Source organism: Chamaesiphon sp. VAR_69_metabat_338, assembly GCF_031423935.1.
GTDB lineage: Bacteria > Cyanobacteriota > Cyanobacteriia > Cyanobacteriales > Chamaesiphonaceae > Chamaesiphon.
Map to the genome: position 1 here is coordinate 1 of NZ_JANPGM010000180.1, position 15,120 is coordinate 15,120.

17 protein-coding genes are annotated in these 15,120 nt (G+C 45.8%); 5 read left to right on the forward strand and 12 right to left on the reverse strand.

Annotation, left to right across the window (positions count from 1 at the left end):
- Positions 1–33: 33 nt before the first annotated feature.
- Together lepB (RMO84_RS05280) and lepB (RMO84_RS05285) are read right to left on the reverse strand one after the other, a co-directional pair.
- Complete coding sequence (gene lepB / locus RMO84_RS05280) at positions 34–675, reverse strand: signal peptidase I (protein ID WP_310487427.1); 642 nt, start codon at positions 673–675, stop codon at positions 34–36.
- A 74-nt stretch (positions 676–749) separates the two neighbouring features.
- The gene (lepB, locus tag RMO84_RS05285) at positions 750–1,301 is read right to left on the reverse strand and encodes a signal peptidase I (RefSeq protein ID WP_396135776.1); all 552 of its coding nucleotides are present in this window, start codon (positions 1,299–1,301) and stop codon (positions 750–752) included.
- A gap of 428 nt (positions 1,302–1,729) precedes the next feature.
- On the opposite strand from lepB (RMO84_RS05285), the gene RMO84_RS05290 reads away from it, so the two are divergent.
- Positions 1,730–3,046, forward strand: a complete 1,317-nt coding sequence (locus RMO84_RS05290; protein WP_310487428.1) for a dihydroorotase — start codon at positions 1,730–1,732, stop codon at positions 3,044–3,046.
- Between the two features lie 5 nt (positions 3,047–3,051).
- Here RMO84_RS05290 and RMO84_RS05295 read toward each other — a convergent pair whose 3' ends face one another.
- Both RMO84_RS05295 and RMO84_RS05300 read right to left on the reverse strand, forming a co-directional pair.
- The gene (locus tag RMO84_RS05295; RefSeq protein ID WP_310487429.1) at positions 3,052–3,390 is read right to left on the reverse strand and encodes a DUF5615 family PIN-like protein; all 339 of its coding nucleotides are present in this window, start codon (positions 3,388–3,390) and stop codon (positions 3,052–3,054) included.
- A 6-nt stretch (positions 3,391–3,396) separates the two neighbouring features.
- The gene (locus RMO84_RS05300; RefSeq protein WP_310487430.1) at positions 3,397–3,723 is read right to left on the reverse strand and encodes a DUF433 domain-containing protein; all 327 of its coding nucleotides are present in this window, start codon (positions 3,721–3,723) and stop codon (positions 3,397–3,399) included.
- A 154-nt stretch (positions 3,724–3,877) separates the two neighbouring features.
- Between RMO84_RS05300 and RMO84_RS05305 the strand changes: the two genes are divergently transcribed.
- From RMO84_RS05305 to RMO84_RS05320, 4 genes are all read left to right on the forward strand, one after another.
- Positions 3,878–4,285, forward strand: a complete 408-nt coding sequence (locus RMO84_RS05305; RefSeq protein ID WP_310487431.1) for a KTSC domain-containing protein — start codon at positions 3,878–3,880, stop codon at positions 4,283–4,285.
- A gap of 210 nt (positions 4,286–4,495) precedes the next feature.
- Entirely contained in the window at positions 4,496–5,827 is a 1,332-nt protein-coding gene (locus RMO84_RS05310) for an adenylosuccinate synthase (protein ID WP_310487432.1), read from the forward strand.
- An 89-nt stretch (positions 5,828–5,916) separates the two neighbouring features.
- A complete protein-coding gene (rplY, locus tag RMO84_RS05315) occupies positions 5,917–6,213 on the forward strand; it encodes a 50S ribosomal protein L25 (protein ID WP_310487433.1) in 297 nt (98 codons plus the stop codon).
- A 149-nt stretch (positions 6,214–6,362) separates the two neighbouring features.
- On the forward strand, positions 6,363–6,878 hold the full coding sequence (locus RMO84_RS05320) for a hypothetical protein (RefSeq protein ID WP_310487434.1): 516 nt from the start codon (positions 6,363–6,365) through the stop codon (positions 6,876–6,878).
- A 29-nt stretch (positions 6,879–6,907) separates the two neighbouring features.
- Here the strand turns inward: RMO84_RS05320 and RMO84_RS05325 are convergent, their stop codons facing one another.
- The 8 genes from RMO84_RS05325 to RMO84_RS05360 form a co-directional block, all read right to left on the reverse strand.
- The gene (locus tag RMO84_RS05325; protein ID WP_310487435.1) at positions 6,908–7,714 is read right to left on the reverse strand and encodes a hypothetical protein; all 807 of its coding nucleotides are present in this window, start codon (positions 7,712–7,714) and stop codon (positions 6,908–6,910) included.
- A gap of 607 nt (positions 7,715–8,321) precedes the next feature.
- On the reverse strand, positions 8,322–9,485 hold the full coding sequence (locus tag RMO84_RS05330) for a GuaB3 family IMP dehydrogenase-related protein (RefSeq protein WP_310487436.1): 1,164 nt from the start codon (positions 9,483–9,485) through the stop codon (positions 8,322–8,324).
- Positions 9,486–9,794: 309 nt separating this feature from the next.
- A complete protein-coding gene (locus tag RMO84_RS05335) occupies positions 9,795–10,307 on the reverse strand; it encodes a GrpB family protein (RefSeq protein WP_310487437.1) in 513 nt (170 codons plus the stop codon).
- A 272-nt stretch (positions 10,308–10,579) separates the two neighbouring features.
- Positions 10,580–10,891 carry an SH3 domain-containing protein gene (locus RMO84_RS05340; RefSeq protein WP_310487438.1) on the reverse strand — a complete coding sequence of 104 codons (312 nt, stop codon included), beginning with the start codon at positions 10,889–10,891 and terminating at the stop codon, positions 10,580–10,582.
- Positions 10,892–10,944: 53 nt separating this feature from the next.
- Positions 10,945–11,730, reverse strand: coding sequence for a L,D-transpeptidase (locus RMO84_RS05345; protein ID WP_310487439.1), 786 nt, complete (start codon positions 11,728–11,730; stop codon positions 10,945–10,947).
- A gap of 592 nt (positions 11,731–12,322) precedes the next feature.
- Positions 12,323–13,711, reverse strand: a complete 1,389-nt coding sequence (locus tag RMO84_RS05350; protein WP_310487440.1) for a 3' terminal RNA ribose 2'-O-methyltransferase Hen1 — start codon at positions 13,709–13,711, stop codon at positions 12,323–12,325.
- Positions 13,712–13,763: 52 nt separating this feature from the next.
- On the reverse strand, positions 13,764–14,132 hold the full coding sequence (locus RMO84_RS05355; protein WP_310487441.1) for a DUF3110 domain-containing protein: 369 nt from the start codon (positions 14,130–14,132) through the stop codon (positions 13,764–13,766).
- A gap of 176 nt (positions 14,133–14,308) precedes the next feature.
- Positions 14,309–15,016 (reverse strand): M15 family metallopeptidase, encoded by a 708-nt coding sequence (locus tag RMO84_RS05360; RefSeq protein WP_310487442.1) that lies wholly within the window; start codon positions 15,014–15,016, stop codon positions 14,309–14,311.
- Positions 15,017–15,120 lie beyond the last annotated feature (104 nt).

The following is a 15,120-nucleotide window of genomic DNA, read 5'->3' on the forward strand; positions in this document are numbered from 1 at the left end:
CGGGCACCCCTCCCAGGAGGGGATTTTTTGGAACTACTTTGAGTATTCAGGTTGAGGCGTAATGCCGCCACTGCGATTAATCGGCCAAAATCTGATAATGGCTCTACCGATAATTTTATCCTTCGGGACGAAGCCCCAATAGTGGCTATCGTAACTATTATTGCGGTTGTCACCCAAAACCAAATAATGACCTGGTGGCACGATGCCATCGGGAGTTAGCTCGGTGCTACTCCATTGATAACGCGGCGGTTCGCCGAGATAATTTTCTGGTAACAATCGACCGTTGACATATACCTTACCGCCTTTAACCTCCACCCGATCGCCAGGAAGACCGATGACGCGTTTGATAAAAGCTTCCTGGAATTTTTGTTCGCCATTGGCGATTAATTCGCGTTCGAGTTGGGCGGGAGGGTTGAAGACGACAATATCGCCACGCTGAGGATCGCTAAAGCGGTAACTGATTTTGTCGATAATCAAGCGATCGTTAATCTGCAATGTCGGTAGCATCGAACCAGACGGAATATACCGCGAGTCAGCCACAAAACTGCGCACCCCCAAGGCCAATACTACGCTCAGGCCAATGGTTTTGAGGGTTTCTACCCACGGATTTTCAGCTGTTGGTGCTGCTGTAGTCGGTTGGGTTGCGGAGGGGAGCGGTGCTCGATCGTCATCCATAAAACCGATGTAATTTTAAGATCCAGATATAGTGGTTCGGGTGTGACGATCGAGTTAAGTTCCAGTCACTAGCTTTAGCGATAATCGGGTTGCGGATCGATACCACCAGCGCGGTTCATCGGCCAAAATCTGACCGTCGCTTTGCCCACAATTTTATCTTTAGGGACAAAACCCCAATAGTGGCTGTCGTAACTATTATTGCGATTGTCACCGAGAACTAGATACTGACCCTGGGGGACGCGACCATCAGCAGGCCAGGGTACTTTGTACATCTCGTCACTGGCATAGCGTTCGCTAGTACTCCAATCTTTAGCGGGGGGTTCGTCGAGATACTTTTCGGGTAAAACTTTGCCATTAACGTAGACTTTACCACCTTTGACCTCGACCCGATCGCCAGGGAGGCCGATCACCCGCTTAATGAAAGCATCTTTATAGTTCTCTTTTTCGAGCTGGGGAGTGGGATTGAAGACCACAATATCGCCGCGTTGCGGGTCGCTAAACCGATAGGTGAGTTTATCGATAATTAAGCGATCGTCAATTTGCAGTGTCGGTAACATCGAGCCAGACGGAATATAACGCGCCTCTGCCACAAAACTCCGAATCCCAAACGCCAAGACTACACTCATGCCAATTGTTTTAAGGGTCTCCACCCAGGGATTATCAACTTTTTGAGTTGCAGGAATGGAGTTAACGCCATCCGCTGCATACTGAGGTGAGTGTTCGGAGGTAGTTTCAGCTTCAGCAGTAGATTCAGAATCTGGTTTGGGCTGTTCGTAATCCATAAAAACAATTGAATAGGAAGTCAATGAGTGAGTAGATGTAAATTGAGGGATATAGCTCGCTCGGTTGTCGTGACGATATCGATCGCGATCGGGTCGTCCGATCGATCGTGCTGTAAAATCCGATCTAGATAGTTTAAAAGATATTAGCAATACATCGCGCTGACTGACTCCGCTTGGTAACATGCCAGCATGAAGCGACGATCGCCGATTCGATCTCTAATATAATTGTTTTATCCATAGACCATTATGCCCTTTATTTTTACCGATCGAGTATGAACGTAAATTCTTTGCTCATCCGTCATGCTCGGATTCTCTTGGCTGATGGTAACTGGTTGACTGGCGATGTGTTAGTTCGTGACGAACGCATCGTCGAGATTGGGACTGAAATTACTACTACCGATCCAACTAGAGAAATTGACGCAACTGGCCTAGTTTTGTTGCCCGGTGTCATCGATCCGCAAGTCCATTTTCGCGAACCAGGACTAGAGCATAAAGAAGATCTCACTACTGCCAGCTATGCCTGTGCCAAAGGTGGCGTAACATCCTTTCTAGAGATGCCCAATACCAAACCCTTGACGATAACTCAAGCCGCTCTGGACGATAAACTCGATCGAGCCTCCCGCAAAAGCATCGTCAATTACGGCTTCTTCATCGGTGCCACTCCTGCCAACCTGCCAGACATTCGCACAGCGACCCCTACCTGCGGCATCAAGGTGTTCATGGGTTCGGCGCATGGCGATCTGCTCGTCGATACGGCGGCTGCCTTAGAACCGATTTTTGCCCAAGGAGATCGCTTAATTGCCGTCCACGCTGAAGATCAAGCCCGCATCAACCAGCGCAAACAAGAATTTGCTGGCAGCACCGATCCGGCTGTCCATTCCCAAATCCAAGACGATATTGCCGCTCTCAATGCGACGAAACTAGCCTTACAACTATCCGAAAAATACCAGCGGCGCCTCCACATCCTCCATCTCTCCACCGCCATCGAAGTCGAATTCCTGCGCCAACACAAACCCGCTTGGGTGACAGCCGAAGTCACCCCGCAACATCTGATGCTCAATACCGATGCCTATGCTCAAATCGGCACTCTCGCCCAGATGAATCCACCCCTACGATCGCACCATGATAATGAGGTATTGTGGGCGGGTTTATTAGACGGCACGATCGATTTTATCGCCACAGATCACGCACCGCACACGCTCGAAGAAAAAGCCAAAGGCTACCCCAATACCCCATCGGGAATGCCTGGAGTCGAAACAGCTCTCCCCGTGATGCTCACCCAAGCCGTCGCTGGAAAATGCTCGATCGAGCAAGTCTCAAATTGGATGTCTACCGCTGTTGCTAAAGCTTATAACATTCCGAACAAAGGTCAAATCTCGATCGGTTATGATGCCGATTTAGTATTAGTAGATCTCGAAAATTATCACCCTGTAGAGCGGAAGGATTTACAGACAAAATGCGGCTGGAGTCCTTTTGAAGGTTGGAATCTGACTGGTTATCCCGTTTACACGATCGTCAATGGAAATGTGGTGTACGAGAAAGGTGAGATTCGATCGGAGATAAAAGGGAAAGCTTTGAGATTTACCTAAAAGCCCTAAGCATCTCGGTAAACGCGAATAAGCTGCTCATTTAATTCATCGAGTTGACATACGGCTGCATCAATTTTCTGAGCTAGCCGTTCAAAGTTATTATTTTCACTACAAGCAATTATCCCTGCATGGCGACACGATTGCTTATGCAGACGGATAAAGTCATAACGATTGAGAGTGAGAACGGCTCGATTTTGAGCTGTTGCAAAAGCTAGAACATCAGGATCGGGAATTTTTCGATTGCCATTGCCAGCCTCTTGAACCGTTAATACATCGTGCCCTACAGAGCGGAGCGCAATCGTAGTTGCTTTAGGGAACTGTTCGTCTGCATAGAAATTTGCCATGAAAGATTATGCTGCTTCCTGTCGCTCGATCGCTCGATCGATTTCGGCAGGGTTGGCACTAGCATAGCTCCACGCATTAACGAGATCGCTAGCTGTTAGGGTGGGATAGTTATCGAGAATTTTTGCTTCGCTCAGTCCCATCCGACTGTAACTAACCAATAGCCAGACAGGAATGCGGGTATCTCGAATGCAGGCTTCGCCACCCATAAGATCGGGGGTTTTGTTGATGCCTTGCCAGGGAGTTACTAAGCTACTTGTGAGGAATTGGATCGTCTGATATTTTTCATCAGGAGTGAGTGCCAGCAATTGGTTCTGCAGCGATTGGGTGGTCATAAACTCTGTTTGACTAAGCCGTACACATCTTTATTCTACTTTAACCGTCACTAATCGTTAGCTAGCATCTGAATTGCCGATCGAGTAGTTTTGTGGTATAATAGTACTAAAGAATCGCTCGCCGATCGCACTTCACATAGGAGCATAAACTCAGATGAAGCTAAGTAAAATCGATTTAAGCAGCTTGAGAGCGATCGCGCATGATGAAGATGGACTCAAACTGCTAATCGAGCGCGAGGATGAGATCGAGTACATCGAGATTTCTGCGCCTGTAGCTGCTTACGAAGGCTTGCAACTGCTCGATCGCATTATCTCCTCTACGCCAGCAATTGAGCCATGTGAAGAACCGATTGAGATGTTGCCAGCCTGTTCGAGTATGGCAGCGCAAGTCGGCTACGACGAAGAGCGCGAAATCTTGCAAATTGAGTTTAATAATGGCTCGGTGTATCAGTATTCAGCAGTAGAACCAGAACTCTGGGAAGATCTCCAATCGAGTGATTCAGTCGGTAGCTTTTACAACCAAGAAATTAAGGGTTATTATCCATCAGTGAAAATAGAATAGCGATCGACCTTTAAAACGTCAGATCGCCTTAATTCTCTCCGAGCGGTGGCAATTTTGGCAATGAAGACCGATCGCACCAGCGAATGGGTGGTGGACATCTGTGACAATAAAATTTGCCTGTCAACACCAAGTGAATTTTTGACACGCGCTGATATGTATAGTAGGATTGTAGATTGTGTTAACTTTATTCAGATAGACAAGCAATAACCCTTGGCTAACGTAGTCGTAATTGGTGCCCAATGGGGCGATGAAGGAAAAGGAAAAATCACTGACTTACTTAGTAAGTCAGCAGATGTGGTCGTGCGTTACCAAGGGGGCGTCAACGCTGGTCACACTGTAGTCGTGCAGGGTCAAACCTTTAAACTGCACTTGATTCCTTCTGGGATTTTATATCCCGAAACGAAATGTATCATTGGCTGTGGGACAGTCATTGACCCCAAAGTATTGATCGAAGAACTGGATCGACTTGTCGCGCTAAATATCCCTACTGACAAGCTGTTGATTTCCCAGACCGCTCACGTCACGATGCCCTATCATCGATCGATCGATGTTGCATCGGAAGAAGTTAGAGGTACTCACAAAATTGGTACGACCGGACGCGGGATCGGGCCGACTTACATGGATAAGTCCGACCGGATTGGCATTCGGGTACAAGATTTGATGGATGCCGATGCCTTCCGCGAACAGCTTGCGTGGACGATCGCCCAAAAAAATGAGATCCTCGAAAAGCTGTACAATTTACCACCGCTCGATCCAGAGCAGGTAGCCACCGAATATTTGGGCTATGCCGAACGGTTACGTCCGCATATCGTCAATACTTCAGTCGAAATCTACGATGCGGTGCGCCGACGTCGGAATATTTTGTTTGAAGGTGCTCAGGGGACGCTGCTCGATCTCGATCACGGTACCTACCCGTATGTGACATCCTCCAATCCGATCGCGGGTGGAGCTTGTATCGGTACGGGGATTGGCCCCACGACGATCGATCGAGTGATTGGGGTTGCCAAAGCGTATACTACTCGTGTCGGGGAAGGGCCTTTCCCGACCGAGCTAGACGATGCTAGTGGCGATATGTTGGGCGATCGAGGTGCTGAATTTGGCACCACGACTGGCCGCAAACGTCGCTGTGGCTGGTTCGATGGCGTGATCGGTCGCTATGCCGTCCGGATCAATGGGATGGACTGCATGGCCATTACCAAGCTGGATGTTTTGGATGAGTTTGACGAGATTCAAGTCTGTGTGGCTTACGAAATCAACGGTAAGCGCACGACCGACTTCCCCGACTCAGCGCGGGATTTCGCTAAATGCGTGCCAGTGTACAAAACCCTACCTGGCTGGAAACAGAATACCGCTGACTGTCGATCGCTCGACGATCTCCCTAAAGCCGCGCTCAAGTATCTCAATTTCTTGGCAGACTTAATGGAAGTGCCGATTTCGATCGTGTCTCTCGGCCCCAGTCGCGACCAAACCATCATCGTCGAAGACCCGATTCACGGCCCCAAACGCGGCTTATTATCCGCAGATGGGACTCCCGTCGGTTAGACGCTCTGACTCGAATCCAAACTTTTTAAATGTGAGATTTGGATTCGATCGCATCCCAACATTTAACCAAATTACTACTACTAAAAACTATGGAAATCTCCGTCGAATTAAAACAACGCGTACCTGGTAGCAAACCCAATGCCCTGCGCCGTTCTGGCCATATTCCTGTCAATCTCTACGGACACGATGGCGACAAATCATTATTACTGACGCTCGACGCTAAAAGTGTCGAAAATCTCATCAAAAAAGCGAGAGTCAATAAAACTCCCGTCGAAGTCAGCATCCCCGAATTATCCTGGAAAGGTACGACTGTCATTAAGGAAATCCAAACTCACCCTTGGAAAAATTTCCCCTACCACTTGAGCTTTTGTGCGGTGAAAGCTTAAGTTATAGATTTTGAGAAGGATCGAAACCTCGATCTTTTCAGCCTAAAGTAATCATGATAAATTGATAAAAAGCCGATCGAATCGATCGGCTTTTTATGTAACAACCGATTGTGCCAAGATAAATTAGCCGATCTGCAATTTAAATTGCCGTGAATCAGAATACTATTTTTCGCTATTGGCAATTTGCCATCCTCACTATTTTGTTAGTTAGTTGTGGCGTTCCTGGTGCCAGCCAACATCAGCGAGATGTTGCCAATCTACCAAAAGTCTTTAGCACGCTACAAACCCTGAAAGTTAAAAACTATCGCAACCAAGATTGGTGCAAAAATATCGCTTATAAGAGAGGTAAATTTTCTGGCAATCTCACAGCAACAACTTGCAACTTGTTTGATGGTAAACCGATCGCGATGGACGATCTGGCAAAACAAGATTTTCAGACAATTTCTGATGTCATGGCAACAACAGGAGTAGGCATTAATTATTTGTCTGCAAGCTACGATCCGGCAGACCGCTTAGTCGGAGCTACTTTCAATCTATCGACAATTTGTCGATGTTCTTATGTCTATCGTCCTAGATATAATCGACTACCAAAAAATATGCAGGGTGAAATGGAATATACAGCAATTAATCCAGACTGGTATTTTGTCTGGGAAGATTGGAATTGAGTAATTCCAACGCTATCTCGATCTATTTTTTATCGCTCCCAACCATTCACCATTCGAGTTGTTTCCATTAGCTTTTGCTCTGTGCCATTCGGCTGTTGCTGCCACAATTCCCAGCGGGTTGCGTACTGACGATCCCAACCCCCTTCTTGAATCATAATCTGCGATCGATATGGAAATAGAGTTGTGCCTCTTTCGCTCCAGCCATCTGGTGTGCTCGGAAATTGTGGCTTTGTATATTTCATCATCACGGGTTGATTTGTTTTGGTATTAAATACCTTAATCGTTAATCGATCGGGATGTGTAAACAAAAACCAAGCCTCAATGTTATAAATTCCAGGTTGTTCCGGAATAATATCTGTGACCGAGAATGTATTTTGTTTGGGTTCGTTAATAGCAAGTAATAACTTATTCTGTGCTTTGACGCTAACTGCAAATACAGCCTGAACAGGTGAATAACCATAGCCGTTAGTTGCTTGACTGAATCTAAAATTGCCGAAACTGCGCTGACATTTGGTGAATTTGACAACTCGACCGTCACCCATTTTATGAGCTACAAATACAAGTAAGTCATCTGTATCTTTACTCTCTATTCCCAATGATTTATATTCTTGCCACTCAAAACCCAATGCTCGATCGACTTGCGCTGGAGCAGTATATGGTGCAAAGATATACATTTTGTCCCAGACAAAATCAGTGATTTCAGCAATTCTGACTTCTTTTTTGCCTTGTTGAATTTGGCTGTCAATTTTTTGGTTAAGTAGTCGATCTGGTTGAGGTTGACAACTGCAAAGACACACGATCGAGCAAAGAGCGACCGGATAATTCCATTTATTCATCTATCTTCAGTAATGGGCATCTCAATTTTGGCATATAATTCATTCCCGATCCTATCCATAACCAGATTGCAATATCGACAAAGCAGCCATTAGTTTCGATCGAAATGCTTACGTTCTTTACGCTAATATTCATTGGCTATAGAAATTCTCAAGGAGAAGCTGAGACTCGCTTTGGTTAGGCATGGAGCACTGTCCCTGCGGATCGCTGGTGTCAGCAGGATCTCAAATAAGATCGCTATAGAGATTGAACGATTTACCAAAGACTCCAAATGAGTGCATCTGTCTAGTAAGAGAAGTTGTCTACAAGTTTTATTAATTAGATGAGGCACATTTTTTTCGGTCAGTTCTAAAAAAGGAACCGCCCAAGACACAATTAAGTGTCTCAGGCGGAATGTGGTGTGAGGAGTGAACGGAAACATCAGCTTCCGTCGATCTTAATTGTAACAGTACCGCCAGAGATCGGGGAGGAAGATCTGGCTGATATTGGGACGAGTTTGACACTGTAGCATCGGTAAATATTTATTACTGCTAAAACCTCAACCTCGATCTCAATAACTTTGGCTGACATCTACTCTTAAACCATCAAAATCAATCGCTTTAAGGTTAGCTATTTGCCCATACCTAACTGTTGCGCTTTCTGGTAGACTTTGCCTTCGGTGAGCAGCGAGGGAGCGATAACTACCTCTACTTGCTGCATTTCCGAGATTGTTTTGGCACCCAGAGTCCCCATACTAGTTTTTAGTGCGCCTAAGAGGTTGTGAGTACCATCATCTAGTTTGGCTGGCCCTCTCAGAATTTGGGTAAGGGAACCAGTAGTCCCGACTTTGATCCGCGTGCCTCTAGGTAGCACTGGGCTAGGAGTTGCCATTCCCCAGTGAAAACCGCGTCCGGGAGCTTCCGCCGCACGCGCAAATGGCGAACCAATCATCACCCCATCGGCTCCACAGGCGATACATTTACAGATATCACCACCAGTTACCAATCCACCGTCGGCAATTACGGGAATGTACTTACCCGTCTGCTTGAAGAACTCATCTCGCGCCGCTGCACAGTCCGCCACGGCAGTCGCTTGCGGTACGCCGACTCCCAACACCCCACGGGAAGTACAAGCCGCTCCAGGGCCGATGCCGACGAGGACGGCGGCGGCTCCCGCTTGCATCAATTCGAGCGTAATATCGTAAGTAACGCAGTTACCCAAAATTACGGGCATCGGCATTTCTTGGCAGAACTTAGCTAAATTGAGTGGTTCGATGCCTTCGGGAGCTAAAAATTCTGTCGAGACGACAGTAGCTTGGATAAAGAAGAGATCCGCGCCGGCTTTGGCTACCGCATCACCAAATCTCGCGGCACCTGCGGGGGTGGCACTCACAGCCGCAATACCGCCACCAGCTTTGATTTCCGCGATCCGGCGTTCGATCAATTCTGGTTTGATGGGTTCGGCATATAGTTCCTGCATCAGAGTCACGAAGCCATCATTCCCCACAGCCGCAATGCGATCGAGAATAGGATTGGGATCTTCATACCGAGTTTGAATCCCTTCTAAGTTGAGTACGCCCAGCGCACCGAGTTTCGATAACTCGATCGCCATACGGACATCTACTACCCCATCCATTGCGCTAGCAATAATCGGAATTTCGCGCTTGACGCCACCAATTTGCCAGCTAGTATCCGCCAAACTGGGATCTAGTGTTTTGCCGCTAGGCACTAGGGCTATTTCATCAAAGCCATAAGCTCTCCGAGCCGTTTTCCCTTTCCCAATTTGAATATCCACGCTCGCTCCGACCTGCTTCCAAAAAACGTCTTTAAGTAAGCCTAACAAATAGACCGCAACATTTGTTTACTTTTTTACAGATATTTTTAGTAATTTGCGGATCTCGATGAATTCAGTCTAAAAGAGATGGTTCTACGGGGAGCGGGGGCAGGGAGCGATGCGCGTAACTCCTGTCTTGTCTTGCTTCCATGGTCGGGGAACAAAGGCGGGAGCAAGCCGCTAACGGAGTGGCTTCGCCAACGCCTTTGTTTCCCGACGGTTGAGATCGAGACAGCGAGGAAAGAACTAATAACTAAACAGTAGCGAAGCTCATAACGTTAATGCCTGGTTGTCGATCTCAGCGATAAAATCAGCCTTACCATCCATGTAATTCTGAATATCGGTTGGATATTGCTGGGCGAGCTGTTGTTTGAGTTCGCTATATTGTCGTGCGGCTTCAGGATGAGATCTCAGGTAATCCCGAAAAGCCAAGTGACGCTCGATCTGTGGGGAACCAACCTCAAAGGTATGAATATGGTGGGTTCTAATGCCAGCGTTATCATCCTTCCGAAAGAATCGACGACCCACAATTCCAAATTCGCCCATAGTTATATATCCTAACGATTCGATCTGAGGATTTAGATCGTCAACTCGATCGAGATTTTTAACCTCAATTAAGATATCGATAATTGGTTTTGCATAAATAGTTTCGATCGCAGTGCTGCCAATATGATGGATCGCGATCGCGTTGTCTCCAAAGGCGATCGATAGTTGTCTCGATTCAGCTTTAAATAAATTCTGCCAATTGCGATCGTGCGGAACGACTTCTACTTTTCTAGTCATAACTCAACATTTTCCGATACAACTTGCAAAAAAACTAGTAGCCTTGGCGATCAAAATGTGATGTCGATAGAAATAGAGAGTCGGCGAGAGCTACTAGCATCTCAGGGGCTAGCCTTGGAGTTAGTCTCAATCTAAATTTAGTAGTTATGCATTGGTGCAAGATGAGTAATAATGCGCCCAAGATTACTATCAATCTTGGGCGCATTATTTAGATCTCTAGCTCACTGAAATTTTCATGAAATTAACTGCAAATCGTGAGATGAATAGCTTGCTTACTGAGGAGCACCACAGACATAATCTGCTCTAACCCAACCTTCGTGGCCATTGACGGAAGTTAATAACCAACGAAAACCATCTTGTCCATACTGACTAGCATTAAACCCAATAGTATTACCATCCCGAACTTTGGTAAGTACGCGGTAATTTTTTCCTGGGCCACTTCGGACGGATAGACTGCTACCACGCTCGGCAGTGCATATAGTAGCATAACTATTGCCTTGTGCGGAACGGTATGCAGGGCCAACTTGTGCAGTAGCTGGGAGTGCGATCGTGAAAAACAATACAGTAGCGGTTAAAATTTTCATGATGTTGTGAGGATTCGGGGTAATTTTAGATTGGAGATTAGATATCTAGGGAGTTATCGCTGATTTGCGACATCGGGGTAGTCAGATGCTTTAGTATTAATTGCGACTTGTAAATCCCTAATTTGGTATTGATTGATATCACACCAGAGATCTTTAAAATCGGCTGTAGTTATTAGCCCAATACAACCAGAGGTACCATCTTCTTTTGGATCTTTGTTATAGGATGGATCGACATGGATACCAAGAGCCGATCTACCTGTACTAAACATGGGAGAAATTGGTAGAAATGGTTGACTAACACTAAGCCCATTTACCCTGCCTACTTCTACCACCATCCCTTGAGTAAGTCCGCTGCTTATTCGATATTTTCCATTTGGTAGCGGAGAGTGAGTTCCACTTTTATGACGGTTTTTTTGTTGGGTAAAACTTCGTCCAGTGACTATCTTATAACTCTTCTCTTCTCTGCCTCTAACACAAAGGTGAAGGATGTAAACAGGGTTGCCATATTTGTTCTTTGCAGTCCCATTTCCTAGAAAGAGGTGATTATTTGTACCATTGCATTGATAACTGCTAACTGAATTTGCTGACGATCTGGAAATTTCATTTGCTGGAGCAACCACCTCTTTAACTAGAGTTACAGCCATTGGTGCCACAGCAGGTACTTCACTGTTCGCAGGAATATTATTATGTTTGCTATTGGTTTGTGCTTGACTACTAGAACAACCCGCAATAGAACAAGCAATAGTAATTAATATTAGTTTTAGTTTCATATGATTTTGCGGGCGATGGAAATGTTGTTTTGCCTTAATTTCAATTGGCCGCTCTTCAATTACCGGCACACTTAAGTTGTAACTACATTAAATTCAAATGATTGTGATTCAGATCGCTTATTTATGTGTTTTTAGTTCTATTTTTAATCTAAAAACTGCAAGAAGATATATTCACTAGCTACCTGTGCAGCCAAAAACCAGCACTTCTTTTAATGAAAAGTACTAAAAACAAGTAGATTGGTAGTAGGCTATATAGCCACTGAAAATCAGCATCTCAATCAAATGTAATTGAAAATCACAAAATGACTTCGAGAATAAATCTAGTTAACAAATAAACTTTCACATAATACGCATCTTGTTCGTCAAGATCCGGAAGATAGGTAAATATTGGGTAGATGTGGATTTCTCTCTTATTTAGTATGCCCAAGATATGCGTGGGAAAAGGTCACTTATCATACTTGTATTTACCAACGCCAAACGCCGCTTATGGGTATCTTTAGATCTCTACTTTTACTAGTCTTTATGTATTGGTGCAGGATGTGATTAATCTAACTTGAAGATGGGCATAATGAGTCCATTCATCTTTTGGCAGTGTGCATGATAAAAATGAATCGACAAGCCGATCTGTATCCGCCCGTTGTTTGCTCACAACATCTATCCTCTAAACTGTAGCTGTAAATATGGCCATCTGAGTTGGCGAACCTACAGCCCGATCTACATCTCCGATCGAGCCAAACTCCACATTATATTTGTATCGATCGCCGATCGATTGCGCCCAATTTTGGAATTCCAATCTCGTCCATTCAAACCGATGATCGGGATGGCGTAATTTACCTACGGGCAAATTTTCAAACTTGACATTGTATTCAACATTCGGTGTCGTGACGATCGCAATTTTTGGTCTGGCAAATTCAAACAATACCCGCTCGAATGCTTTGAGTCGATCGAATTCCATGTGCTCGATAACTTCAATGACTGTCGCTGCATCGTAACCAGCAATTCGCGCATCGCGATAATTGAGCGAGCCTTGAATTAATTGCAGTCGTCCTTTTTGATGAGTAGGTAACTTATCGAGGACGCGTTCTCTCGCAAATTCTAACGATCGATAAGTGACATCCATTCCCAAAATCTCTTGAAAAGTTGGCTCTTTAAGTAATAGTTTGAGCAGCTTTCCTTCATCACAACCCAGATCGACAATCTTTTGAACGCCGTTAGCTTTTAGAGTAGCAACGACGGTTTCCATCCGCTGCTGATTGAGACTAATTGGCTGTTCGATAATATCTTCAGATGTTTCGCGATCTGGGGTTTCTTCAGTTACTTCTTCGATCGCAATTTGTGCCAATGCATCGCGAGTCAAACCGCGCTGGCGTTTGAGATATCGACTGGTAATCTCTTCTTTGAGTGGGTGAGTTGCCAGCCACCCTTCCCCGTGGCGGAGCAGCTTTTCAATCTCATCTTCGTTGACATAGTAATGCTTGTCATCATCCAACACAGGAATCATCACATGGAGATGACTGAGCAAGTCGCTGAGTTTAATCGTGTGGGTGAGTTCGACATCAAAATAGGAGCTATTACCCCAATCAGGAAAAGCTTCATCGAGTGCCAATCGACGCACATTCACCTGATAACCTAACGGCTCAAATAAACCTCTTAAAAAGCCTTCTCGCCCCCGACTGGGTAAAACCGGAATCTTGGCAACCAACGGAATTGGCGTGTCGGCTAAATCCTGTTTTTGTTCGCACCTACCCGTCATCGCCGTCCGAAATACTTGGGAAATCGCCACACTCAGGAACGATGATGCGGCATAGGGTCGATCGCTCACGTATGCTGCTAGTGTCTGTCTTTTGGCTCCAGCTTTACCTCTGGCTAGATCCACCGGATTGATGTCCAATACCAATGCTGCCGTACATTTGGTCTCGCTAGCTTCGGGATAAAAAACTTGTGCGGTGCCAAAGGCAAGATCGAATGCCTGACACTTATCGGGATGTTTGAATAACAAATATCCCAAATCGGTAGCGGGCTGGTGAGTAGTAGAAATAGTCAGGAGCATAGCCGTAAATCTTGTCTAGCCGAATCTATCTCTACTATACTCCTTGAAACTTCTACAATAGTTTCTCTAGGCGGCGGCGCATGGCTTCGAGATCGATATCTTCATCTTCGGTGGGAGACTGCTTACGCCCATCTGGTTGCCAATCTGTTTCTTCAATATGTTGAGAAGGTGGCGTTACCAACATTTCCGCAGTCACCAAAATGCAGTCGTAGTCAGAATCTTGACAAAATTCTTCGATTTCTTCAGGATCGATTCCTTCTACCGTCGGTTTGGGAAAATCTTCCGCTTCCAATTGATCGGCATAGCGCACGGCATCGTCCTCTTGCTCGAACATCAAGATGACATTGCGATCGCCAACCTGAGTTGAATAAATCCCCTCATTATCGGTTCGCGCATTAAATAATAAGACAAAAACACTCATGGAATTTGTGGTTTTTTATTTGTTACCTAGTCTACGACTATTCACTGAATAATCGCTAGTTTGTCCCATCATAAGCTGGAATTGGGTGCCAAGGATCGCGACGAGCTGGCAAACCATACTCACAGCCACTCTTGCGTCGTTGGCGTAGCCTCTCGAATAGAGAATCGCGAATCTAGCTACACGACCCTACCATAGTAAGCTGAAGTCGTTGGCTGAGGTTTATCTCGATCGCACAACCATGCCCAAAGTTGATCGCCGATCGAAAAATGCCACCATTCGGCTGGATGACGGAGAAATCCCACGTCTGTCATAACTTGACACAAGAGTTGGCGATGGTGGTGATATTGTTGCTCCACTGGATCTTGACACTCAGCAAAATGTTCGGGGAGCGATCGAGCGGACATCTCATCGATCGGGGAACCCATATCTACTAGATTACCACGCTCATCCACGAGGGTAATGTCGATCGCCGCTCCGGTACTATGTGGTGGCGGTGTCTTAGAATCGAAGCTGGGAATCGCCCAAATTGTGTAAACATCCTGCCAGATTTTCTCGATCTCAACCTCAGAAAGTTGCGCTAAATCTAACTTTCGATCGACTACCGTCTGCTGGAAAGTATAGTCCACCATATATTGCTGCACCTCTACGGGACGATAAGCATCAAAAATTTGGATCTGCCAACCTGGATGGATTTGCTGCAATCCGATTTGCGCTTTAATTACTCGATCGAGTACCCCTTGGCGGAGATAATAAGGCGATTTACCATCATAATTAGCCCCGCATTTGATATACGGATGCGGTGTCTCGATCGCAAATAATTCCAACGGAATTGCGACTAATGGTTCGTGACATTCTTGGATGGGAACTTGGCGGTAAGGTTTCATAATTAGGCTTTAGGTGTGAGGCTTTAGATTTTAGCTTTGTGGCTCTGTCGGGTGGGCAGTGCTAGCCCTTTTAATGTGACGAAACAGGGTAGTAAGTGGACAAC

What these genes read in the sequence shown, in the direction of transcription:
- lepB (WP_310487427.1), bottom strand. Translation starts at nt 675, where the DNA reads ATGGATGACGATCGAGCACCGCTCCCCTCCGCAACCCAACCGACTACA.
- lepB (WP_396135776.1), bottom strand. Translation starts at nt 1,301, where the DNA reads ATGAGTGTAGTCTTGGCGTTTGGGATTCGGAGTTTTGTGGCAGAGGCG.
- RMO84_RS05290 (WP_310487428.1), top strand. Translation starts at nt 1,730, where the DNA reads ATGAACGTAAATTCTTTGCTCATCCGTCATGCTCGGATTCTCTTGGCT.
- RMO84_RS05295 (WP_310487429.1), bottom strand. Translation starts at nt 3,390, where the DNA reads ATGGCAAATTTCTATGCAGACGAACAGTTCCCTAAAGCAACTACGATT.
- RMO84_RS05300 (WP_310487430.1), bottom strand. Translation starts at nt 3,723, where the DNA reads ATGACCACCCAATCGCTGCAGAACCAATTGCTGGCACTCACTCCTGAT.
- RMO84_RS05305 (WP_310487431.1), top strand. Translation starts at nt 3,878, where the DNA reads ATGAAGCTAAGTAAAATCGATTTAAGCAGCTTGAGAGCGATCGCGCAT.
- rplY (WP_310487433.1), top strand. Translation starts at nt 5,917, where the DNA reads ATGGAAATCTCCGTCGAATTAAAACAACGCGTACCTGGTAGCAAACCC.
- RMO84_RS05325 (WP_310487435.1), bottom strand. Translation starts at nt 7,714, where the DNA reads ATGAATAAATGGAATTATCCGGTCGCTCTTTGCTCGATCGTGTGTCTT.
- RMO84_RS05335 (WP_310487437.1), bottom strand. Translation starts at nt 10,307, where the DNA reads ATGACTAGAAAAGTAGAAGTCGTTCCGCACGATCGCAATTGGCAGAAT.
- RMO84_RS05340 (WP_310487438.1), bottom strand. Translation starts at nt 10,891, where the DNA reads ATGAAAATTTTAACCGCTACTGTATTGTTTTTCACGATCGCACTCCCA.
- RMO84_RS05350 (WP_310487440.1), bottom strand. Translation starts at nt 13,711, where the DNA reads ATGCTCCTGACTATTTCTACTACTCACCAGCCCGCTACCGATTTGGGA.
- RMO84_RS05355 (WP_310487441.1), bottom strand. Translation starts at nt 14,132, where the DNA reads ATGAGTGTTTTTGTCTTATTATTTAATGCGCGAACCGATAATGAGGGG.
- RMO84_RS05360 (WP_310487442.1), bottom strand. Translation starts at nt 15,016, where the DNA reads ATGAAACCTTACCGCCAAGTTCCCATCCAAGAATGTCACGAACCATTA.